Source organism: Arthrobacter sp. 92 (genome assembly GCF_050260325.1).
Taxonomy (GTDB): Bacteria; Actinomycetota; Actinomycetes; order Actinomycetales; family Micrococcaceae; genus Arthrobacter.
The window spans coordinates 1,239,875-1,259,982 of record NZ_CP189863.1; the positions used below are offsets into that span (position 1 = coordinate 1,239,875).

A 20,108-nucleotide genomic window follows, 5' to 3' on the forward strand; every position below is an offset into this window, starting at 1 on the left:
CGCCGTTACCTCGGCCGAAGTGCGGCGCGTCTTGCTGTGTGTACCAGCCGCCCTGCCCAAGGCCCACTGCGGACACTAGGCTGTGACTACCCGTTGCCCTGCCGCTGACCATGCGCCGGAGCAGATCCATACACACAGATTGGTTAGGGTTTTGAAACTCGAACTAAGGGGGATCACGAAGCGATTCGGATCCCTGGTAGCCAACGACCACATTGATTTGGTGGTAGAGCCGGGACAGGTGCATTGCCTGTTGGGAGAGAACGGCGCCGGCAAATCCACGCTGATGAATGTTCTCTACGGTCTTTACGACCCCACCGAGGGCGAAATCCTTATCGACGGCAAGCCCGTTGTGTTCAAGGACCCCGGAGAGGCGATGGCGGCGGGAATCGGCATGGTGCATCAGCACTTCATGCTGATCCCGGTGTTTACCGTGGCCGAGAACGTGGCGCTCGGAAATGAGGCCACGAAGTCCGCAGGGTTTCTGGACCTGGACGCGACTCGGCGCAGGATCCGCCAGATTTCGGATCAATACGGGTTCGACGTCGACCCCGACGCCTTGGTGGAGAACCTCCCCGTTGGCGTCCAGCAGCGTGTTGAGATCATCAAGGCCCTGGTCCGCGACGCTGAGGTCCTGATCCTGGACGAACCGACGGCGGTGCTCACACCGCAGGAAACCGACGAGCTGCTCGACATCATCCGGCAGCTCAAGAGCGATGGGAAGTCCATTGTCTTCATCTCGCACAAGCTGCGCGAGGTCAAGGCAATTTCGGACACGATCACCGTAATCCGCCGGGGAAAGGTTGTGGGCCAGGCGGAGCCCAGTGCGTCAACCACCGAACTGGCTTCGGCAATGGTGGGCCGCGCGGTGAGCCTGACGCTGGAGAAGAACCCGCCACAGACCGGGGACACCACGTTCAAAGTGCGGCATCTGACCGTGATCGATCACAACGGCCAGCACGTGGTGGACGATCTTTCCTTCGATATTGCCAAGGGTGAAGTGCTTGCAATCGCTGGCGTCCAGGGCAACGGCCAGACCGAACTGACCGAGGCCATCCTCGGCATCCAGCCCCACGCGTCCGGATCGATCACCCTGGACGGCGAGGAACTGCTCGGCCGCAGCGTCAAGCACATCCTGGGTGCCGGCGTCGGCTTCGTGCCCGAAGACCGCACCGTCGACGGGCTGGTGGGCACGTTTTCGATCTCGGAAAACATGATCCTGGATCTGTACGACAAGGCGCCGTTCGCCCGGGGCCTGGGGATGAACGCCTCGGTGGTCGCCCGGAACGCCGCGAAAAAGGTCGAGGAGTTCGACGTCCGCGCCGGCTCCGTGTCCGCCGCAGTCGGCACGTTGTCGGGCGGCAACCAGCAAAAGGTGGTCCTGGCGCGCGAATTGTCCAGGCCGTTGCGGCTGTTCATCGCCTCGCAGCCCACGCGGGGGCTGGACGTGGGCTCCATCGAGTTCGTCCACAAGCGCGTCATTGCCGAACGCGACCATGGAACCCCGGTGATGATTGTTTCCACCGAACTCGACGAGGTGGTGCAGCTGGCCGACCGCATCGCGGTGCTGTACAGGGGACGGCTGGTGGGCATAGTCCCCGCCAGCACCTCCCGAGACGTCCTGGGCCTGATGATGGCCGGCGTCCCGGTCAGGGAAGCCGAAGCCAGCGCCGCAGCGCACGCCCACCCCAGCGTGCAGCCCGCCGTCCCGGAAACGGCCGGCCACGAAGGAGAATCACATGTCTGAGAAGACCACGCCGGAACCGGCCGCGCCGGGCCGCAACCAAACAGCAGCGGAACCCGCGGAAGACACCACACTTTTGCCGTCGCCGGCGGACGCAGCGGCGTCGGAGGTTGTTCTTGACACCGCCGGCGGCCAGATCCCGCCGTCGGCCGTTCCTGCAACGAGTCAGAGCGGCAGCGTCCGGCCCGGCAGCGGCGACTCCGTCCTGCGACAGATTTTCGCCGGCAACGCCATGGTCTCGGTGTTGTCCGTGCTCCTGGCCATTGTGCTGGGCGGCATCCTGATGGCTGTAACGAATCCCAGGGTTGCCGCCACAGCGGGCTATTTCTTTGCCCAGCCCGGTGACCTCCTCGGCGAGGTCTTCCGCCCGTACGCCGCCTTGGTCCAGGGCTCCATCTTCAATTGGGCCGGTACCGACCTGGGCGCCCAGATGTATCCGGTCACCGAGACGCTGACTGTTTCAACCCCGCTTATCTGCGCCGGACTGGGCGTTGCGCTCGCGTTCCGCGCGGGTCTGTTCAATATCGGCGCCCAGGGGCAGATCATTTTCGGCGCGTTGTTCGGCGCCTACACCGGGTTCGCATGGCATCTTCCCGCGGGTCTCCACTTGCTGGTAGTCATCCTCGCCGGTCTGGTGGGCGGCGCCGTGTGGGGCGGGGTGGTGGGCCTGCTGAAGGCGAAGACCGGGGCGCATGAGGTCATCGTGACCATCATGCTCAACTACATTGCCAACTTCCTGCTGTTGTTCCTGCTGACCACGCCTGCCTTCCAACGCAAGGGCTCCACAAACCCAATCTCGCCGTTTTTGGACCAGAGCGCGCTGTTCCCCGAACTCCTGGGACCCCAGTTCCGGCTTCATGCCGGTTTCGTGATGGCCGTGCTCGCCACGGCCCTCGTGTGGTGGCTGCTGAACCGGTCCACGATCGGCTTTGAGTTCCGGGCCGTCGGCGCCAACCCCAGCGCGGCCCGGACCGCGGGGATCAACGTCTCGCGCAGCACCATCCTGGTGATGGCTATCGCCGGAGCACTGGCGGGCCTCGCCGGCATCGCCCAGGTTTCCGGCACGGAGAAGTACCTCTCCGGCGGCGTGGCAGCATCGATCGGTTTCGACGCCATCACCGTGGCGCTGCTGGGTCGTTCCACCCCGTGGGGCACCTTCTTTGCCGGCCTCCTGTTTGGCGCTTTCCGCGCCGGCGGCGTGGCCATGCAGGCCCAGACCCAAACCCCCATCGACATTGTGCTGGTGATTCAGTCCTTGATCGTTCTGTTCATCGCGGCCCCGCCGCTGGTCCGGGCGATATTCGGACTAAATCCCCGAACGAAGAAGTCCGCTAAAGGCGGGGCCCCACGGTCCGCTGCCGGCGGCGTAAAGAGCGGAGCGGCAGCATGAGCGCCACCACCCAACCTCCCGCCAGCCAGCCGACGGCCGACGGCGCCGCACCTTCCGGCGGCCCGCGCATGAAGCCGGGGGCGTCGGAGCTCGTGAGCTGGAAGGCCGGAATCGGGCTGGGGCTGCTCGCCCTGCTCGCCACGGTCCTTTTCGGCTTCCTGGCCAACTCCAAGACGGCGGGTTTCCGGATCGCCGAGCCCCGCGACCCGAACGCCTCAACGGTCACTGCCTGGATCACCTTGGTGGTGGCGCTGACGGCCGCCTCCTACCTGGGATACCGCTGGAACACGCAGCGCGGCAACGGCGGAGCGGGGGACCGCTGGGTTCCGGCCGCCACCATAGCGGCAGTCGTGGTCCTCGGCCTTGCAGCGCTGGGCGTGGCGGGGGTGGAAAAGATCGCCGTGCCCTCCATGGCGCTGGGCTGGATCTGCTCGGTTCTCCTGCTGGGCCTGGCCGGGTATGCCATCTTCCTGACCCTGAACCACCGCCGGACTCCGCGCTGGCTGGGCGGCACCTTCGCCGTCGTCTTCCTGGTCGGATTCATGGTCTGGATTGTGGCCGGGGGCCGCGACAACGAGCCCTCTATCTCCCTTGGCGGGCTGCTGGCAGGATCGGTGACACTCGCTGTGCCCCTGGTGTTCGGCTCGCTCTCCGGGGTGCTGTGTGAGCGCGTGGGTGTGGTCAACATCGCCATCGAAGGCCAACTGCTGCTTGGCGCGTTCTCCGCGGCCGTCGTGGCCACTGTGACCGGGAACGTCTACCTCGGGCTCATCTCCGCTGCAGTGGCAGGTGCGCTGGTGTCCCTGGTGCTGGCGGTGGTCAGCATTAAATACCTGGTCAACCAGATCATTGTGGGCGTGGTGCTCAACGTGCTGATCAGCGGCCTCACCAGCTTCCTGTTCTCCACCCTGCTGACTGCGGACCCGCAGCACCTGAACAAGCCCGGTCGGCTCCAGCCCGTGGACATCCCGTTCCTGGCGGACATCCCTGTCATCGGCCCCATCCTCTTCCGCCAGTCGCTGGTGGGATACCTGATGTACGTGGCCGTCATCGTGGTTTACGTGGGGCTGTTCCACACCAAGTGGGGGCTGCGTGTGCGGGCCGTGGGGGAGCACCCCCAGGCAGCGGACACCGTGGGCATCAACGTCAACCGGACGCGGTTCCGCAACGTGCTGATGGGTGGTGCGGTTGCCGGCATCGGCGGGTCCTTCTTCACCCTGGTCTCGGTGGACGCCTTCAGCAAGGACATGTCCGGTGGCCGCGGCTATATTGCCCTGGCCGCGCTGATCTTCGGCCGGTGGAACCCCATCGGAGCATTCCTGGCCGCGCTCCTTTTCGGGTTCGCGGACAACCTCCAGAGCATCATCACCATCATCGGTTCGCCGGTGCCCAGCCAGTTCATGGCGATGCTGCCCTACGCGCTGACGGTGATCGCCGTGGCCGGCCTGGTGGGGCGTTCGCGGCCGCCTGCGGCCAGCGGCATACCGTATGTGAAGGGCTGAGTGATGCCTGATGACAGCGGGGCACCCGGCATTTCCGGCGTCGTTGACTGGCGGTTGCTGGAGGCCGCCGCGGTGGCCGCGATGCGGAACGCCTACGCGCCCTATTCGAAGTTTCCGGTGGGGGCGGCGGCCCTCACCCTGGACGGGCGGATCATCAGCGGCTGCAACGTCGAGAACGCCAGCTACGGACTCACGCTCTGTGCGGAATGCGCACTGGTTGGCAGCCTGCACATGACCGGCGGCGGACTGCTGCGCGCCTTCTACTGCGTCGACGCGCAGGGCAGCATCCTGATGCCGTGCGGCCGGTGCCGCCAGTTGCTTTACGAATTCCACGCTCCGGGCATGGAAATCATGACCACGCAGGGAATCAAGACGATGGATCAGGTCCTTCCCGATGCATTTGGCCCCCAAGACCTGGAGGAACCCCGGTGACACAAACCCCAAGCAACACAGAGGCGTTCGACGCCGTCGACATCATCCGCGTCAAGCGCGACAAGGGTGTCCTGAGCCCCGCACAGATCGACTGGACCATCGACGCCTACACCCGCGGTGTCATTGCCGATGAGCAGATGGCGGCCCTGAACATGGCCATCCTGCTCAACGGCATGAACCGTTCGGAGATCTCGCGCTGGACGACGGCGATGATCGCCTCGGGCGAACGGATGGACTTCTCAAGCCTGCGGCGGCACGACGGCGGGGTGAGGGCCACGTCCGACAAGCACTCCACGGGCGGGGTCGGGGACAAGATCACCCTCCCGCTGGCACCCTTGGTGGCTGTTTTCGGCGTGGCCGTCCCGCAGCTCTCGGGCCGCGGCCTGGGCCACACCGGGGGGACGCTGGACAAGCTGGAATCGATTCCGGGCTGGCGCGCCGACCTGAGCAATGAGGAAATGCTGGCCCAGCTCCAGGACGTCGGTGCCGTCATCTGCGCCGCCGGCGCCGGACTGGCTCCCGCGGACAAGAAGCTTTACGCGCTTCGGGACGTCACCGGAACCGTGGAGGCCATCCCCCTGATTGCCTCCTCGATCATGAGCAAGAAGATCGCCGAGGGAACCGGCTCGCTGGTCCTCGACGTCAAAGTGGGCAGCGGCGCCTTTATGAAGGACGAGGCCCGGGCACGCGAACTGGCCGAGACCATGGTGGCCCTGGGCAAGGACGCGGGCGTCAACACCGTTGCCCTGCTGACCAACATGAACACGCCCCTGGGCCTGACCGCAGGAAACGCCATCGAGGTGGCGGAATCCGTCGAGGTGCTGGCCGGCGGGGGGCCGGAGGACGTCGTCGAACTGACAGTGCGGCTGGCCGAGGAAATGCTCGCCTGCGCGGGCGTCCAGGACGCCGATCCCCGGGCGGCCCTGAAGGACGGCCGCGCCATGGACGTCTGGAACCGCATGATCCGCGCCCAGGGTGGCGACCCCCGCGCGAAGCTGCCCGTGGCCAAGGAGTCCGAGGTCATCTACGCCCCGGCAGACGGCACCCTCGTGGAGCTTGACGCCATGGCTGTGGGCGTGGCCGCGTGGCGGCTCGGCGCCGGAAGGGCCCGCAAGGAGGACCAGGTCCAGGCCGGCGCCGGTGTCCGCATGCACGCCAAGCCCGGCGCCATTGTTCGGGCCGGGGAACCCCTGATGACGCTCCTCACGGACACGCCGGAGAAGTTCGATCGTGCCAAGGAAGCGCTCGCGCACGCGGTGACCATCGCGCCCGAGGGCTCCCGCCCCGCCCAGCGGCTGATCATCGACCGCATCTCCTGAGTCCGCGCCCCCGGCCCGCCTCTCCTGAGTCCCCGCCCGCCTGCTTGCCCTATCACTTTTGGCTGCTAAACCCCCGCGTTAGCAGCCAAAAGTGATAGCGCAAGCGGGGGTGCGGGCGGGCAGTACACTGACACGACACAACTCTCCCAGGTTCAGCGTCCGCACCGGTGCCCGCGGGGCGTCGCCTGAATGTAAGCGCGGCGCGCCGGCCCGGGAGAATCCGTGCCCCGCTGTGCGTTAGGGAGACTGTGCAGGCAATCAACGACTTCATCCTGGCCGCGGCCGGGCAGCCCTGGGTCCTTCTCCTGGTGCTGCTGTGCTGCGTGATCGACGGGTTCTTTCCGCCAATCCCCAGTGAGTCCGTGGTGGTTGGCCTCGCGGCAGTGGCGGCCACAGCGGGCGTCCCCAACCCCATGATGCTGACGCTGATCGCCGCCCTCGGCGCGTTTGGCGGTGACAACGTCGCCTATCTGATCGGACGAAAAGCGGGCACCCGCCGCTGGCGCTGGATGCGCGGCCGCCGGATGCAGACCGCCTTCCGATGGGCGGGCCGCGAGCTTCGAAAACGGCCGGCCTCCCTTGTCCTGGTGGCCCGTTTTGTTCCCATCGGCCGGGTGGCGGTCAACCTTACCGCCGGTGCCACGCATTTTTCGCGACCGCGGTTCGTGGGGTTTACCGTCCTGTCGGCGGTGCTCTGGGCCTCGTACTCGGTTGCCATCGGCATGTTTTTTGGGCAGTGGTTCGACGACAACCACCTGCTGGGAGCAGTCATCGCCATCGTGTGCGCAATGGTCCTGGGGATCCTCGTGGACCTGCTCATCAGCCGGCTTCGCGGCGGCGTCCCGGAAAGCGCCGTTGGTGAGTCTCCGGCGCCCGGCCCCGGGGCGCGAGGCCGCGGCACTGATGGAACACGGCCGGCCCGGAAGCGCCGCGGCCAGGGTCCGCGCGCGGAATAGCACCTAATTCGCCGGCCCGCCAGTCAACGTAGCGAACGCCGCCCCGGTCATGGGACACTTAGGAGCGATTTACGTCACCTTTAAGTCCCTCATTTTTATCTAGGAGCAATGCCTGCATGGAGTTCATTAATGAAGCTGTGCTCCATGCAGCGGGCCAGTGGTGGATATATCCTCTCCTGCTGGTCTTCTTCTTTGTTGACGGTTTCGCCATGGTGGTCCCGAGCGAAACCCTCATTGTGGCTCTCGCGGCGTACTCCCGCCACAGCGGTCAGCCCAACCTTTGGATGCTGGGTGTGACGGCGCTCCTCGGCGCGATCGCGGGCGACAACATGGCCTACATGCTGGGCCGGAAGATCGGACTGGAGCGGTTCCGGTGGATGCGGAAACCCAAAGTCCAGAAGGTCTTCGGCTGGGCGAGGTACGAACTTGAAAAACGCGGGGCGGTCCTGATCTTCACGGCCCGCTACATCCCCTGGGGCCGTGTGGCAGTGAACTACGTTGCGGGCACCACAGGCTTTCCGCACCGGAGATTTTTCTTCCTGGACGCTTTCGCCTGCCTCACCTGGGTGATCTACTCCCTCGGCATCGGCGTTCTGGCCAGCTCTTTCCCGTGGCTGCATCACAACCCCTTGCTGAGCGCCGGGATCGCCGTTGTTTTCGCGATCGTGCTGGGCGTCCTGATCGATCACCTGTTGCGCTGGTGGCACAAACGCCTTGGCCGCAACGACCGGAAAAGCACCGCTTCCGACACCGGGGAAGCGGCCCATGCGGTGACACCGGGCCTGGACGCGGTCCTGGCCGGACCGGCCGCCGACACCGAGCCCGGCAGAAAGTAGCGCCCGGCGGCCGCCGACCCTAAGGTTGGTACGTGACTGAGACCATTCCTGATGCTGCCCCTGCCCTCGACTTCGACCTGAAGGGCCTCCCCAAGGTATCCCTTCACGACCACCTGGACGGCGGGCTCCGGCCGGCCACCATCATTGAGCTTGCCGAGGCCGCGGGCCACACGCTCCCTTCCACGGACCCCGTGGCCTTGGGGGAGTGGTTCCGCGAATCCGCGGACTCCGGCTCGCTGGTCCGCTACCTCGAAACATTCGATCACACCGTTGCCGTGATGCAGACCAAGGAGGGCCTGTTCCGGGTGGCCCAGGAGTTTGTCGAAGACCTGGCCGACGACGGCGTGGTGTACGGCGAGGTTCGATGGGCCCCCGAACAGCACCTTCAGAAGGGCCTGACCCTCGACGAAGTGGTTGAAGCTGTCCAGGCCGGCCTTGAGGCTGGCGTTGACGCAGTGGCCGAAACCGGACGCGAGATCCAGGTGGGCCAGCTCATTACGGCCATGCGCCATGCTGACAGGGGCCAGGAGATCGCCGAGCTGGCCGTCCGTCACCGCTACAAGGGCGCCGTGGGCTTCGACATTGCCGGTGCCGAGGACGGATTCCCGCCGTCCCGCTTCCGCGACGCGTTCACCTATCTTGCGCAGCACAACTTCCCGGCCACGGTGCACGCCGGCGAAGCCGCAGGACTTGAAAGCATCCAGTCCGCCCTGGTGGATGGCCGCGCCCTGCGCCTGGGCCACGGCGTGCGGATCGCCGAGGACATCGCCGTTGAGTTCGAAGAGGACGAAGACAACGCCTCGGAGGATGCGGCCGGAGACGCAGTCAACGACAACATCGGCATGGTGACCCTGGGTGAGCTCTCCAGCTGGGTGCGCGACCGCGGCATCGCCCTGGAGATCTGCCCGTCTTCGAACCTGCAGACCGGCGCCATCGCAGGTTTCGGCGAGGGCATCGAAAGCCACCCGCTGGACATGCTCTACCAGCTCGGCTTCAACGTCACCATCAACACCGATAACCGCCTCATGAGCGGCGTGACCCTCACGGACGAGTTCGAACTCCTCGTAGAGACGTTCGACTACGACCTTGACGACCTGCTGGAACTGACCCTGAACGCCGCCGAGGCTGCATTCCTGCCCCTGGAGGAGAAGGAAGCCCTCGTTGAGTACATCAACGACGCCTACGCCAACCTCGCCTAACGACGGGTCCGGTACTGTGTCCGCGCCGGACGGCCCCGCCACCGGCGGGGTCCCCGGCCGGGCCTGCGCAGTGGGGGAACTGCTACGGACGATAGCCGCTTTGCGCGAGCACTGCCCCTGGATGGGGGCGCTGACCCATGGGTCCCTTGTGGAATATCTCCTTGAGGAAGCCTTTGAAGTCGCCGAAACCATCGAAACGGGCGCCGGGGAGGCGGAACTTCGGGCCGAGCTCGGTGACGTTCTCCTGCAGGTGGTGCTGCACGCCCGGCTCGCCGAGGAGCGCGGCGCCTTTGATTTCGACGACGTCGCCCGGGGCCTGGCTGCGAAAATGATCCGCCGGAATCCGCATGTGTTCCGGCCGGACGGCTCGTTGCAGGATTCCTTCCCGGCCACGGTGGATGAAATCGTGCGGAAGTGGGACGCCGTCAAACTGGCTGAGAAGCCGGACCGCGGCGGCCCCTTCGAGGGGATTCCCCGGGACCTACCCGCCCTGGCCAGGGCACAGAAGACCCTGGACCGTGCCGAGCGGGCAGGCCTGGCGCCGCCGGTGCCTGAGCCCGACGCCGGTCCGCCCGTGGAGGCACCGGCTTCGCCCGGGCCGGCTTCACACGCACCCGCGTCAGGCCTGCCGGCAACGGAGGAGGAACTCGGAGACCTGCTCTTCAGCGTCGTAGCGGCAGCCCGTGCCAGTGGATTCGACGCCGAACGGGCCCTTCGCGGGGCCGTCCGGCGATATCAGGGCAGCCGGGAAAACCCCCAACTGCCGCCAGCATGACGTCCGGGTACTGGATAGGTTTCAGTAACCTTCACCACTCTCGACTACGCTAGTCCCTGACGAGGACGTCGAGATTTTCCGCTAGATTCCCAGTAAATCGCTTCACCATAAGGAGCATATTCATGGCGCTTATCGATGCCATTCACGCCCGCGAGATCCTCGATTCCCGTGGCAACCCGACCGTAGAAGTTGAAGTTCTGCTCTCCGATGGCCAGATCGGCCGCGCAGCAGTTCCCTCTGGTGCCTCCACCGGCGAGCACGAGGCCGTTGAACTCCGTGACGGCGACAAGGGTCGCTACCTCGGCAAGGGCGTCCAGAAGGCCGTCGACGCCGTAATCGATCAGATCGCCCCTGCTCTGACCGGCTTCGACGCCACAGACCAGCGCAGCATCGACCAGGCCATGATCGACCTGGACGGCACCCCGAACAAGGCCAAGCTGGGCGCCAACGCCATCCTCGGTGTGTCCCTCGCCGTGGCCAACGCCGCCGCTGCCTCGGCCGACCTGCCGCTGTACAAGTACTTGGGCGGCCCGAACGCCCACGTCCTGCCGGTGCCGCTGATGAACATCCTCAACGGTGGCTCGCACGCGGATTCCGACGTCGACATCCAGGAATTCATGATCGCCCCGATCGGCGCCGAGACCTTCTCCGAGGGCCTGCGCTGGGGTGTTGAGGTGTATCACAACCTCAAGTCCGTCCTGCAGGCCAAGGGCCTCTCCACCGGCCTGGGCGACGAGGGCGGCTTCGCCCCGAACCTGCCGTCCAACCGCGCTGCCCTGGACCTGATTCAGGAAGCCATCAAGAACGCCGGCTACACCCCGGGCAAGGACATCGCCCTGGCCTTGGACGTCGCCTCCTCGGAATTCTTCACCGACGGCGCCTACCAGTTCGAAGGCAAGGCCCTGACGGCCACCGAGATGAGCAACTACTATGCCGAACTCGTGGCCGACTACCCGCTGGTCTCCATCGAGGATCCGCTGGACGAGAACGACTGGGAAGGCTGGAAGACCCTCACCGACGCCATCGGCGACAAGGTCCAGCTCGTGGGCGATGACCTCTTTGTCACCAACCCGATCCGCCTGCAGCAGGGAATCGACTCCGCCACGGCGAACTCCCTGCTCGTGAAGGTCAACCAGATCGGCTCCCTGACCGAAACGCTGGACGCCGTTTCCCTCGCCCAGCGTGCCGGTTACACCACCATCACCTCGCACCGTTCCGGCGAGACCGAGGACACCACGATCGCCGACATTGCCGTTGCCACCAACGCCGGCCAGATCAAGACCGGTGCCCCGGCCCGTTCCGAGCGCGTCGCGAAGTACAACCAGCTGCTGCGCATTGAAGAGGAACTCGACGACGCCGCACGCTACGCCGGACGCAGCGCCTTCCCGCGTTTCAAGGGCTAGTATCCGCGAAAACAATTGACCGGTGGCTATGGTTGAAAGACCATGGCCACCGGTTCTGTATGTGCAGGCTGTGTTTGTGCCGCCGGTTCAGGCCATTCCCTGCAGGCAACACGGCACAGGCAGTAAAACTGCACAAGCGGCAACACGGCACAGGCAGCAACAGACCAACAGCAGCACGAGAAGCAACACAGCCCAGTGAGGACCGGGCATTACAGGAGTGTCATGGCTACCCGCCGTCCCAAGGTTCCCCGGGCCACCCCGGTGGCACGTCAGTCCCAGGACACGAGCGACGACGCCGACGTCATCCGCGCCGATTTCGGCGCCCACCGGAACTCCTCAACCGGCACGGAAGCCAGGCCGGCGCATCCGCCGGCCAAGGAGAGCTCCGCGCGGGGCGCTGGCGCTGCCAAGGACACGTCCGCACGCGATACGGGCACGGCTGCCTCGGCCAGAACAGCTTCCGCTCGAACAGCTTCCGCCAGAACAGGATCCGCCCGGACAGGATCAGCCAAGGCCGGTGCGTCTGCCCCAAGGCAGGGCGCCGGCGGCCCCTCCGCACCTCACCGCGCCCCGGCTGATACGGCGACCGGTCAATGGAAGAAGGACCGGGCCTCCGGCCCCGATGACCATCACGATCCCGTGCCCGCGAAGGCTTTCTCGGGAAGGATGCTTGCGTTGGCCGTGGTGATGATCGCCATCACCATCATGTTGGCTCCGACCGTGAAGATCTTTATCGACAAGCGGGCCGAGATCGCGGGGCTGGAAGCCGACATCGCGGCCCGCAAAGCGGAGCAGGACAACCTGAAACTGCAGGTTTCGCGGTGGCAGGATCCGAACTACGTGAAACAGCAGGCCCGCGACCGCATTAACATGGTTATGCCGGGTGAGACGGGCTATTGGGTTTTTGGCAGCGATCTGCCGGCCGGAACCACCAACGGCCAGACCAGCGCGGGATCGGCGCAGGACCCGGCCAACCTGCCGTGGGTGGACTCCCTTTGGGAATCCATCAGGCGTTCGGCAACAGACTAGCAGCGGTGCCCGCCGCCGGGCTGACCCCACGGGGCGGCCCCAAAAGGGCAGGAAGGCGGCCGCGCCAGTGGACGAGAAATCAACCGGTGACAACGCAGTGGACGTGAACGAAAGGCAATCAGGGTCAACAGCAACGGCTGAGGGGTCCCGTCAGCCGTCTGCGCAGGACCTGGACGTCCTCAGCCGCCAGCTGGGGCGCCCGGTCCGGGACGTCGTCGAGATCCCCGCCCGGTGCGTCTGCGGCAACCCGCTGGTGGCCGCCACTTCCCCCAGGCTGAGCAACGGGACCCCGTTCCCCACAACTTTCTACCTGACGCACCCCGTCATCACCGCCGCAGTCTCCCGCCTCGAGGCCACCGGACTGATGAACGAGATGAACGACCGCCTCGCGGTTGACCCCGATCTTGCCGCCCGCTACCGGTCCGCTCACGAGGCCTATTTGGCGTCCCGGGCGGAAATCGGCGGCCGGGCCGGGACCGGGGACGTGCCTGAGATCGACGGCGTCTCCGCCGGCGGGATGCCCACCCGCGTGAAGTGCCTGCACGTACTGGCCGGCCACTCCCTCGCCGCCGGACGCGGCGTCAACCCGCTCGGCGATGAGGCACTGGACGCCATCGCCGAATGGTGGACTCCGGACCGCTGCTACTGCGACGGCGCCTGGGACACCGGGGGGGAGGCCCCCTCCCGGGACCTCAGCCGCCACGGCCCGCAGGGACTGCCCGGCATCGTGGGCCGTCCCGCACCAGTCCGAAAGACCAAGCAATCCCAAACCGCCGATTCGACGGAGGCCGCCGAATGACCCGTGTTGCCGCCATCGACTGTGGAACAAACTCCATCCGACTGCTCATTGCGGACGCCGAGGGGGACGGATCCGACGGAAAGCTCACCGACGTGGTGCGCGAAATGCGCGTTGTCCGGCTGGGGCAGGGCGTGGACGCCACCGGCGAACTGGCGCAGGATGCGCTGGAGCGCACCTTCGCCGCGACGGCGGATTACGCCGCGCTGATCCGGGAACACGGCGCCGGCAAAGTCCGCTTCGTGGCGACCTCGGCCACCCGGGACGCCCGGAACCGGCAGGTTTTTGTGGACGGCATCCGGGAGCTGCTGGGCGTCGAGCCGGAAGTGATTTCCGGCGACGAGGAAGCCGCGCTCTCCTTCGCGGGTGCAAGCAGCGTCCTCCCGTCCCGAGGCGCGGATCCTGTGCTGGTGGTGGATCTGGGCGGCGGGAGCACCGAATTCGTGCTCGGCGACGCCAACGGAGTCATCGCCGCCAAGTCCGTGGACGTCGGCTGCGTTAGGATGACCGAACGCCACTTGCGTAACGACCCCCCGACGCCGGAGCAGATCGCCGCGGCGGAGGCCGACATCGACGCCGCCATCACTGAAGCGGCGCTGGTTGTTCCGCTGGACCGCACCACCGCCGTCGTAGGCGTGGCGGGATCCGTCACCACCATCACGGCCCATGCGCTCCGCCTGCCGGAATATTCACCTTCGGCGATTCACGGCTCTGAGCTTCCGCTCCGGACGGTCAGCGACGCCTGCACGGACCTGCTGGAAATGACCCGGGCCGCCCGGGCCGACCTTCCCTACATGCATCCGGGACGCGTGGACGTCATCGGCGCAGGAGGGCTGGTGTGGCGGCGTGTCCTGGAACGGCTCGAACAGGCCACCGAGGGACGGATCACCAGTGCCCTCGCCAGCGAGCATGACATCCTCGACGGAATCGCCTTGAGCATCCTCTAGCTGGCGCCGGACAAATCCGCTGCGCGGGACAACAGACAAACAGCGCAGGAGACCAGACAGAGAGCCGATTGGACCCCAATGACCAGAGCATCAACCCGTCCCGGACGGATTGCCGCCGCCCTGACGGCCGCGGTCCTTGCCGCCGGCGCCATGGCGGGGACACTCCTGGTGGGCCCGGACGCCCACGCGGATTCCTGGCGTGACAAGGAATACTGGCTGTCCGAGTCCGGCATCACCAAGGCGTGGGACGTCTCCAAGGGCGCCAACGTCAAAGTGGCGGTTATTGACAGCGGCGTGGACGGCGGACACCCGGACCTTGGCGGCGTGGTGGTGGGCGGATCGGACGCGTCGGGGGCCGGCAACCCCGACGGACAGAAAAGTATCGGGGCCAAACCGGAGCACGGCACCCTGGTGGCCACCATGCTTGCCGGCCGCGGCCACCAGCCCAAAGACTCCACCGCCAAGCCTTCCCCGGGCGCCTCGCCGTCAACCGGCCCCGACGGCATCGTCGGCGTGGCGCCCGAAGCCCAGATCCTGTCCGTATCCACGTGGCTGGGATCGCCCAACCCCGGCGGCAAGAGCGACCAGGAGCAGATTCCGGCCGCCGTGCGTTGGGCCGTGGACAATGGCGCCCGCGTCATCAACATTTCCCTCGGCAGCACGTCACCGGAATGGCCGCAGAGCTGGGACGCGGCCTTTCTGTACGCGGAGCAGAAAGACGTCGTCATAGTCGCCGCGGCCGGAAACCGGCAGGGCGGCAACGTACAGGTGGGCGCACCCGCCACCATCCCGGGCGTCCTGACGGTGGCAGGGCTCGACCGGGCAGGAGCCGCCAGCATTGATTCGTCATCGCAGGGAATCAGCATCGGCGTGGCGGCTCCGGCTGAGAACCTGATCGGGGGCATGCCCGGCGGAGGGTACGCGGAATGGGCCGGGACCTCCGGGGCCACCCCCATAGTCTCCGGCGTCGCGGCGCTGATCCGTTCCAAGTGGCCGGAGATGACGGCGAGCCAGGTCATCAACCGCATCGTCACCACCGCCAAGGACGCAGGAGCACCGGGCAAGGACCCCATCTACGGTTTCGGCGTGCTCAACGCCGAGGCGGCCCTGAAAGAGGACGTGCCGGAAACGAAGGTCAATCCGTTGGGCTCCATCGCTGACTGGATCAGGGTCCACCGCCGCGGCAACCTCGCAAGCGTGCCCGCGGTGGTTCCCAGCAACAGCCCCACGAGTGCTGCGCCCACCCTTCCCAATGCCACGGTCCCGGTGGCCGAGGCCCCGTCCCAGCTGGACAACGCCGTCCCCGCCCTGGTGGTCCTGGGCTTCAGCGCGCTGTTCGTCGCCATTATCGTGGCGGCCGGTTTCCAGCTGAAAAAAGCGTCACGGAGTGCGGCGGCGGCCCCTGAGGAACCCGATACGGGAGACCTTGAACGGGTGGATCCGGGGACGCAGTGAGAGCTCACTAGAAGTTAGTGAAGTTTTTCACAAACTACTGTATTCTTGACGCATGGCATCCTCCCCTCAGCTCCAGGACCGTCCCAGGGTACTCGTCGTCGGCGGCGGGTACGTCGGCCTGTACGTAGCCCTCAAACTGCAGAACAAGATCGCGAATGCCGGTGGCATCGTTACCATCGTGGATCCCCTGCCCTACATGACTTACCAGCCCTTCCTGCCGGAAGTTGCCGGTGGCAACATCGAGGCGCGGCACGCCGTCGTCTCCCACCGCCAGCACCTGAAGCAGACGGAATTGATCGAAGGCCGCGTCACCTCGATTGACCACGCCAACCGTACAGCCGTGGTTGCACCGGCAGACGGCGGCGAAAACTTTGAGATCCCTTACTTCGACGTCGTTGTGGCCGCCGGTGCGATCACGCGCACGTTCCCGATCAAGGGCCTGGCGGACAAGGGCATCGGCCTGAAGACCATCGAGGAAGCGGTGGCCCTGCGCAACAAGGTCCTTGAGCGTATCGAGACCGGCTCCCTCATGACCGACCCCGTGGAGCGCGCCCGCGCCCTGACTTTCGTCGTCGTCGGAGGCGGCTTCGCCGGCATCGAGTGCATCACCGAAATGGAAGACCTCGCCCGCGCCGCGGTCAAGAACAACCCGCGCGTCAAGCAGGAGGAAATCCGCTTCGTCCTGGTCGAGGCCATGGGGCGGATCATGCCCGAGGTCACGGCCAAGCAGGCCGAATGGGTTGTGGAGCACCTGCGCAGCCGCGGCATCGAGGTGCTGCTTAATACTTCGCTGGACAACGCCGAAGGCTCCCTGAAGCTCATCAACCTTCCGGACAAGACCCCCGCGCAGGAATTCGAGTCGGACACCCTTGTCTGGACTGCCGGCGTGCAGGCCAACCCGATGGTCCGGTCCACCGACTTCCCGCTTGAGCCGCGCGGACGAGTCCGGGTCCTGCCGGACCTGCGTATCGCGGGCGACGAGGGCATCATCGAGAACGCCTGGGCAGCCGGCGACGTCGCTGCGGTCCCCGACCTCACCGGCAGCGGCCTGCCGGACGGCACCTGCGTGCCGAACGCCCAGCACGCCCTTCGCCAGGCCAAGCGCCTGGCCAAGAACCTGTGGGCCTCCCGCTGGAACAAGCCGCTCAAGGACTACAAGCACAAGAACCTGGGCGCCGTTGCCGGCTTCGGCGAATGGAAGGGCGTGGCCAACATCAACCTGGTTGGCCGCATCGGGCTCAAGGGCCCGCTGGCTTGGCTGGCGCACCGTGGCTACCACGGCTTGGCCATGCCCACGATCGAGCGCAAGATCCGCGTGATCTCCGGCTGGTTCTGGGCCCTGTTCCTCGGCCGCGACACCACGCAGCTGATGGACCTGGACAACCCGCGCGGCGCGTTCGTCGCGGCTGCCACGCCGGCTCCCAAGCCTGCCGCCGCACCCGCCGCCGAGGCTGCCGAGAAGCCGGCCGCCTCCGGCAGCGCCGGCAACAACGCTCCGCAGAAGCAAACCGTTTCCGCCGACACGAAGTAAAAAGACGAAGCAAACGGTCCAAACGCACGACGGCGGCTGCTCCCTCACGGGGGCAGCCGCCGTTGTTATTGGGCGCAGACGCGGGGCCGTGATGTTTAATGGCCCAATGACTGGCGAAAAGGATATCCGGACTCTTCTGGCCACAATCCACCCTGTGCGGCGTGAGGGCGAGTACGTCTACGTCCTGTGGCCGTACGGCAAACCCCTGGCGCCTGCCATCGAGGCGGCCGTGCGGGAAGCCGAAGGACTGACGGCCGTCCTTCCGCGGGCGGAAGCGGACGCGATGGGGCTGCATTACGACTTCGTCGGCGCCTGGATCACTTTGGAGGTGCATTCCACCTCGGAAGCGCTTGGCCTCACCGCCGCAGTGAGCGCGGCCCTCACAGACGCGCAGATCAACTGCAACGTATTAGCCGGGTTTCACCACGACCACCTCCTCGTGCCGGTGGCCGACGCCGACCGGGCCCTCGAAGTCCTGCACGAGCTTGCCGGGGACACTTCCCAGCGGACCGCCGCGAAACTGCTCCTGCGCACCGAGACGCCCGAGGACCGGGACGCGATCCTGGCCCTGACGGCCGCCGCCTTTTCGGTTTCGCCCCTCACGGGCCTCCCGGTGGACGGTGAGCCGGCGGAGGTGGGGCTTCTTCGGCAGTTGTTCGACTGCGAAGAGTACCTTCCGGCGTTCAGCATCGTGGCCGAACTCGACGGCGAAATCGTGGGGTACGCCATCAGCACCCGGGGGTGGGTGGGGGAGCTTGGACTGCTCGGTCTTGGCCCCATCGGGGTGGTTCCGCGCCTGCAGCGCCACGGGATCGGATCCGCCCTGATCCACGAAACGGTGATGCGGGCCAACGCTGCGGGGGAGCGGGGCATAGCGCTGCTGGGCAGCCCCGAATACTACTCGCGCTTCGGGTTCGTGTCCTCGACTTCGCTGGGCATCCAACCGCCCAAACCGGAGTGGGGGGACGACTTTCAGCTACTCCCGCTGGCCGTCTGGCCTGGCGGCATTCACGGAACATTCCGGTATGCCGGACCGTTGGCGGCGATGTGACGGGATACCATTGACGGGGCGCCCCAGTAGCCCAATTGGCAGAGGCAGCGGACTTAAAATCCGCGTGTTGTGGGTTCGAGTCCCACCTGGGGCACTTATTTACTCCAGACAATGGTTTCCCATATGCAACGAGTGTTATAAGGATGTGACCATAGTCACTTATGTTCGAGGGCGATTTGCACTAGCTTGAAGTGGAATCAGGAATACCTGATGATTCGCATCAAAGGCCGTTCGCACCTTTCGATCGAGGAGACTCTAGATGATTGCACTCCCCCAGGCGGCGCCGCGCATTGCCAAGCTCACAGCGCTTAGCATCGGCGTCGCCCTTCTGGCTACGGCTTGTGGCGGCTCGTCCACCCCGAGTTCGACAGGCTCCAGCTCAGCCGCGGCAGCCGGCATCGCATGCCCGACTGCCAGCGCAAGCGGTGCAGGAACCAGCTCAGCCGCAGCAGGCGGCTCCGTGCCTCCTTCCACCACCACCACGGACACCCCCCTGAAGATCGGATCCCTCCTGCCGACAACGGGCTCGCTGGCATTCCTCGGGCCGCCCGAAATTGCGGGCGTCAACCTTGGCATCAAGGAAGTCAATGATGCAGGCGGAGTGCTCGGCAAGCCGGTCGAAGTGATCCACCGCGACTCCGGTGACACCAAGACCGACATCGCCACCCAGTCCACCACGGCGCTCCTCGGACAGGGCGTCAGCGCAATCATCGGCGCGGCTTCTTCCGGCGTCTCCAAGACCGTCATCAACCAGATCACCGGCGCCGGTGTGATTCAGTTCTCCCCGGCCAACACCTCTCCGGACTTCACCACCTGGGATGACAAGGGCCTCTACTGGCGGACCGCACCCTCGGATGTGCTCCAGGGCAAAGTCCTCGGCAACTACATGGCCACCTGTGGCGCCCAGACCGTTGGCATGATCGTATTGAACGACGCTTACGGAACCGGCCTTGCCAAGAACGTTCAGGCGTCAGTCGAAGCAGCCGGGGGCAAGGTAGTCGCCCAGGAACTCTTCAATGAGGGTGATTCACAGTTCAGCAGCCAGGTGGACAAGGTCCTCGCAGCCAAGCCCGACGCAATCGCCCTGATCACCTTCGACCAGGCCAAGAGCATTGTGCCGCTGATGACCGGCAAGGGCGTCAAGCCGACCCAGATTTTCATGGTGGACGGCAACATGTCCGACTACAGCAAGGACTTCCAGGCAGGCACCCTGAAGGGCGCCCAGGGCACCATCCCCGGCACCTTCGCCAAGGATGACTTCAAGAAGAAGCTGCTGGCCATCGATCCGGGCCTCAAGGATTACAGCTACGCCGGAGAGTCCTACGACGCCGTCAACCTGATCGCGCTGGCCACCGAAGAAGCCAAGAGCACCAAGGGCACAGAGATTGCCAAGCACCTCAAGGACGTCTCCGAAGGCGGCGAGAAATGCAACAACTTCGCCTCCTGCGTCACCCTGCTCCGTAACGGCAAGGACATCGACTACGACGGTCAGTCCGGCCCCGTAACCTTCTCCGACGCCGGTGACCCGACGGAAGCCTACATCGGCATCTACCAGTACCAGGACGACAACACCTACAAGCCCGTGAAGGAAGAATTCGGCAAGCTCTAAGCCGCTTTCCCGAACGACTGACAGAAGACCCCCGTCCGGCCCGGACGGGGGTCTTCTGTTGCCCGCGATCAACCTGGGGCGCTCCGGAGGGGGAGTCCGCCCGGCACACACTGAAGGGCCGCCACCAAGCGGTGACG

17 protein-coding genes and 1 tRNA gene are annotated in these 20,108 nt (G+C 66.0%); all 18 read left to right on the forward strand.

Annotation, left to right across the window (positions count from 1 at the left end; genetic code table 11):
• Window positions 1-151 precede the first annotated feature (151 nt).
• Window positions 152-1,744 (forward strand): ABC transporter ATP-binding protein, encoded by a 1,593-nt coding sequence (locus ACP4XC_RS05715; protein ID WP_427173890.1) that lies wholly within the window; start codon window positions 152-154, stop codon window positions 1,742-1,744.
• Window positions 1,737-3,131, forward strand: coding sequence for an ABC transporter permease (locus tag ACP4XC_RS05720; protein ID WP_427173892.1), 1,395 nt, complete (start codon window positions 1,737-1,739; stop codon window positions 3,129-3,131). The genes ACP4XC_RS05715 and ACP4XC_RS05720 overlap by 8 nt, the downstream gene beginning before the upstream one ends.
• Window positions 3,128-4,633, forward strand: coding sequence for an ABC transporter permease (locus ACP4XC_RS05725; protein WP_427173893.1), 1,506 nt, complete (start codon window positions 3,128-3,130; stop codon window positions 4,631-4,633). Before ACP4XC_RS05720 ends, ACP4XC_RS05725 begins: the two co-directional genes overlap by 4 nt.
• Before the next feature lie 3 nt (window positions 4,634-4,636).
• Complete coding sequence (locus ACP4XC_RS05730) at window positions 4,637-5,065, forward strand: cytidine deaminase (protein WP_427173894.1); 429 nt, start codon at window positions 4,637-4,639, stop codon at window positions 5,063-5,065.
• Entirely contained in the window at window positions 5,062-6,384 is a 1,323-nt protein-coding gene (locus ACP4XC_RS05735) for a thymidine phosphorylase (protein ID WP_427173895.1), read from the forward strand. Before ACP4XC_RS05730 ends, ACP4XC_RS05735 begins: the two co-directional genes overlap by 4 nt.
• Before the next feature lie 248 nt (window positions 6,385-6,632).
• Window positions 6,633-7,340, forward strand: coding sequence for a DedA family protein (locus tag ACP4XC_RS05740; RefSeq protein WP_427173896.1), 708 nt, complete (start codon window positions 6,633-6,635; stop codon window positions 7,338-7,340).
• Between the two features lie 116 nt (window positions 7,341-7,456).
• The gene (locus ACP4XC_RS05745) at window positions 7,457-8,176 is read left to right on the forward strand and encodes a DedA family protein (protein WP_427173897.1); all 720 of its coding nucleotides are present in this window, start codon (window positions 7,457-7,459) and stop codon (window positions 8,174-8,176) included.
• Window positions 8,177-8,208: 32 nt separating this feature from the next.
• A complete protein-coding gene (locus ACP4XC_RS05750; RefSeq protein WP_427173898.1) occupies window positions 8,209-9,375 on the forward strand; it encodes an adenosine deaminase in 1,167 nt (388 codons plus the stop codon).
• A 121-nt stretch (window positions 9,376-9,496) separates the two neighbouring features.
• Entirely contained in the window at window positions 9,497-10,150 is a 654-nt protein-coding gene (locus ACP4XC_RS05755) for a MazG nucleotide pyrophosphohydrolase domain-containing protein (RefSeq protein ID WP_427175026.1), read from the forward strand.
• 122 nt (window positions 10,151-10,272) lie between these two features.
• Window positions 10,273-11,553 carry a phosphopyruvate hydratase gene (gene eno, locus ACP4XC_RS05760; RefSeq protein ID WP_427173899.1) on the forward strand — a complete coding sequence of 427 codons (1,281 nt, stop codon included), beginning with the start codon at window positions 10,273-10,275 and terminating at the stop codon, window positions 11,551-11,553.
• Window positions 11,554-11,775: 222 nt separating this feature from the next.
• Entirely contained in the window at window positions 11,776-12,582 is an 807-nt protein-coding gene (locus ACP4XC_RS05765; protein WP_427173900.1) for an FtsB family cell division protein, read from the forward strand.
• Window positions 12,583-12,685: 103 nt separating this feature from the next.
• Complete coding sequence (locus tag ACP4XC_RS05770; RefSeq protein ID WP_427175027.1) at window positions 12,686-13,381, forward strand: DUF501 domain-containing protein; 696 nt, start codon at window positions 12,686-12,688, stop codon at window positions 13,379-13,381.
• Window positions 13,378-14,325, forward strand: a complete 948-nt coding sequence (locus ACP4XC_RS05775) for an exopolyphosphatase (RefSeq protein WP_427173901.1) — start codon at window positions 13,378-13,380, stop codon at window positions 14,323-14,325. Before ACP4XC_RS05770 ends, ACP4XC_RS05775 begins: the two co-directional genes overlap by 4 nt.
• A 78-nt stretch (window positions 14,326-14,403) precedes the next feature.
• Window positions 14,404-15,780 carry a S8 family serine peptidase gene (locus tag ACP4XC_RS05780; RefSeq protein ID WP_427173902.1) on the forward strand — a complete coding sequence of 459 codons (1,377 nt, stop codon included), beginning with the start codon at window positions 14,404-14,406 and terminating at the stop codon, window positions 15,778-15,780.
• Window positions 15,781-15,832: 52 nt separating this feature from the next.
• Complete coding sequence (locus ACP4XC_RS05785; RefSeq protein ID WP_427173903.1) at window positions 15,833-17,311, forward strand: NAD(P)/FAD-dependent oxidoreductase; 1,479 nt, start codon at window positions 15,833-15,835, stop codon at window positions 17,309-17,311.
• 106 nt (window positions 17,312-17,417) lie between these two features.
• The gene (locus ACP4XC_RS05790) at window positions 17,418-18,362 is read left to right on the forward strand and encodes an N-acetyltransferase (RefSeq protein ID WP_427173904.1); all 945 of its coding nucleotides are present in this window, start codon (window positions 17,418-17,420) and stop codon (window positions 18,360-18,362) included.
• Window positions 18,363-18,382: 20 nt separating this feature from the next.
• Window positions 18,383-18,456: transfer RNA gene (locus ACP4XC_RS05795), tRNA-Leu, on the forward strand.
• A 165-nt stretch (window positions 18,457-18,621) separates the two neighbouring features.
• A complete protein-coding gene (locus ACP4XC_RS05800; RefSeq protein WP_427173905.1) occupies window positions 18,622-19,971 on the forward strand; it encodes an ABC transporter substrate-binding protein in 1,350 nt (449 codons plus the stop codon).
• Window positions 19,972-20,108 lie beyond the last annotated feature (137 nt).

What these genes read in the sequence shown, in the direction of transcription:
- ACP4XC_RS05720 (WP_427173892.1), top strand. Translation starts at nt 1,737, where the DNA reads ATGTCTGAGAAGACCACGCCGGAACCGGCCGCGCCGGGCCGCAACCAA.
- ACP4XC_RS05725 (WP_427173893.1), top strand. Translation starts at nt 3,128, where the DNA reads ATGAGCGCCACCACCCAACCTCCCGCCAGCCAGCCGACGGCCGACGGC.
- ACP4XC_RS05730 (WP_427173894.1), top strand. Translation starts at nt 4,637, where the DNA reads ATGCCTGATGACAGCGGGGCACCCGGCATTTCCGGCGTCGTTGACTGG.
- ACP4XC_RS05745 (WP_427173897.1), top strand. Translation starts at nt 7,457, where the DNA reads ATGGAGTTCATTAATGAAGCTGTGCTCCATGCAGCGGGCCAGTGGTGG.
- ACP4XC_RS05755 (WP_427175026.1), top strand. Translation starts at nt 9,497, where the DNA reads ATGGGGGCGCTGACCCATGGGTCCCTTGTGGAATATCTCCTTGAGGAA.
- eno (WP_427173899.1), top strand. Translation starts at nt 10,273, where the DNA reads ATGGCGCTTATCGATGCCATTCACGCCCGCGAGATCCTCGATTCCCGT.
- ACP4XC_RS05765 (WP_427173900.1), top strand. Translation starts at nt 11,776, where the DNA reads ATGGCTACCCGCCGTCCCAAGGTTCCCCGGGCCACCCCGGTGGCACGT.
- ACP4XC_RS05775 (WP_427173901.1), top strand. Translation starts at nt 13,378, where the DNA reads ATGACCCGTGTTGCCGCCATCGACTGTGGAACAAACTCCATCCGACTG.
- ACP4XC_RS05780 (WP_427173902.1), top strand. Translation starts at nt 14,404, where the DNA reads ATGACCAGAGCATCAACCCGTCCCGGACGGATTGCCGCCGCCCTGACG.
- ACP4XC_RS05785 (WP_427173903.1), top strand. Translation starts at nt 15,833, where the DNA reads ATGGCATCCTCCCCTCAGCTCCAGGACCGTCCCAGGGTACTCGTCGTC.
- ACP4XC_RS05790 (WP_427173904.1), top strand. Translation starts at nt 17,418, where the DNA reads ATGACTGGCGAAAAGGATATCCGGACTCTTCTGGCCACAATCCACCCT.
- ACP4XC_RS05800 (WP_427173905.1), top strand. Translation starts at nt 18,622, where the DNA reads ATGATTGCACTCCCCCAGGCGGCGCCGCGCATTGCCAAGCTCACAGCG.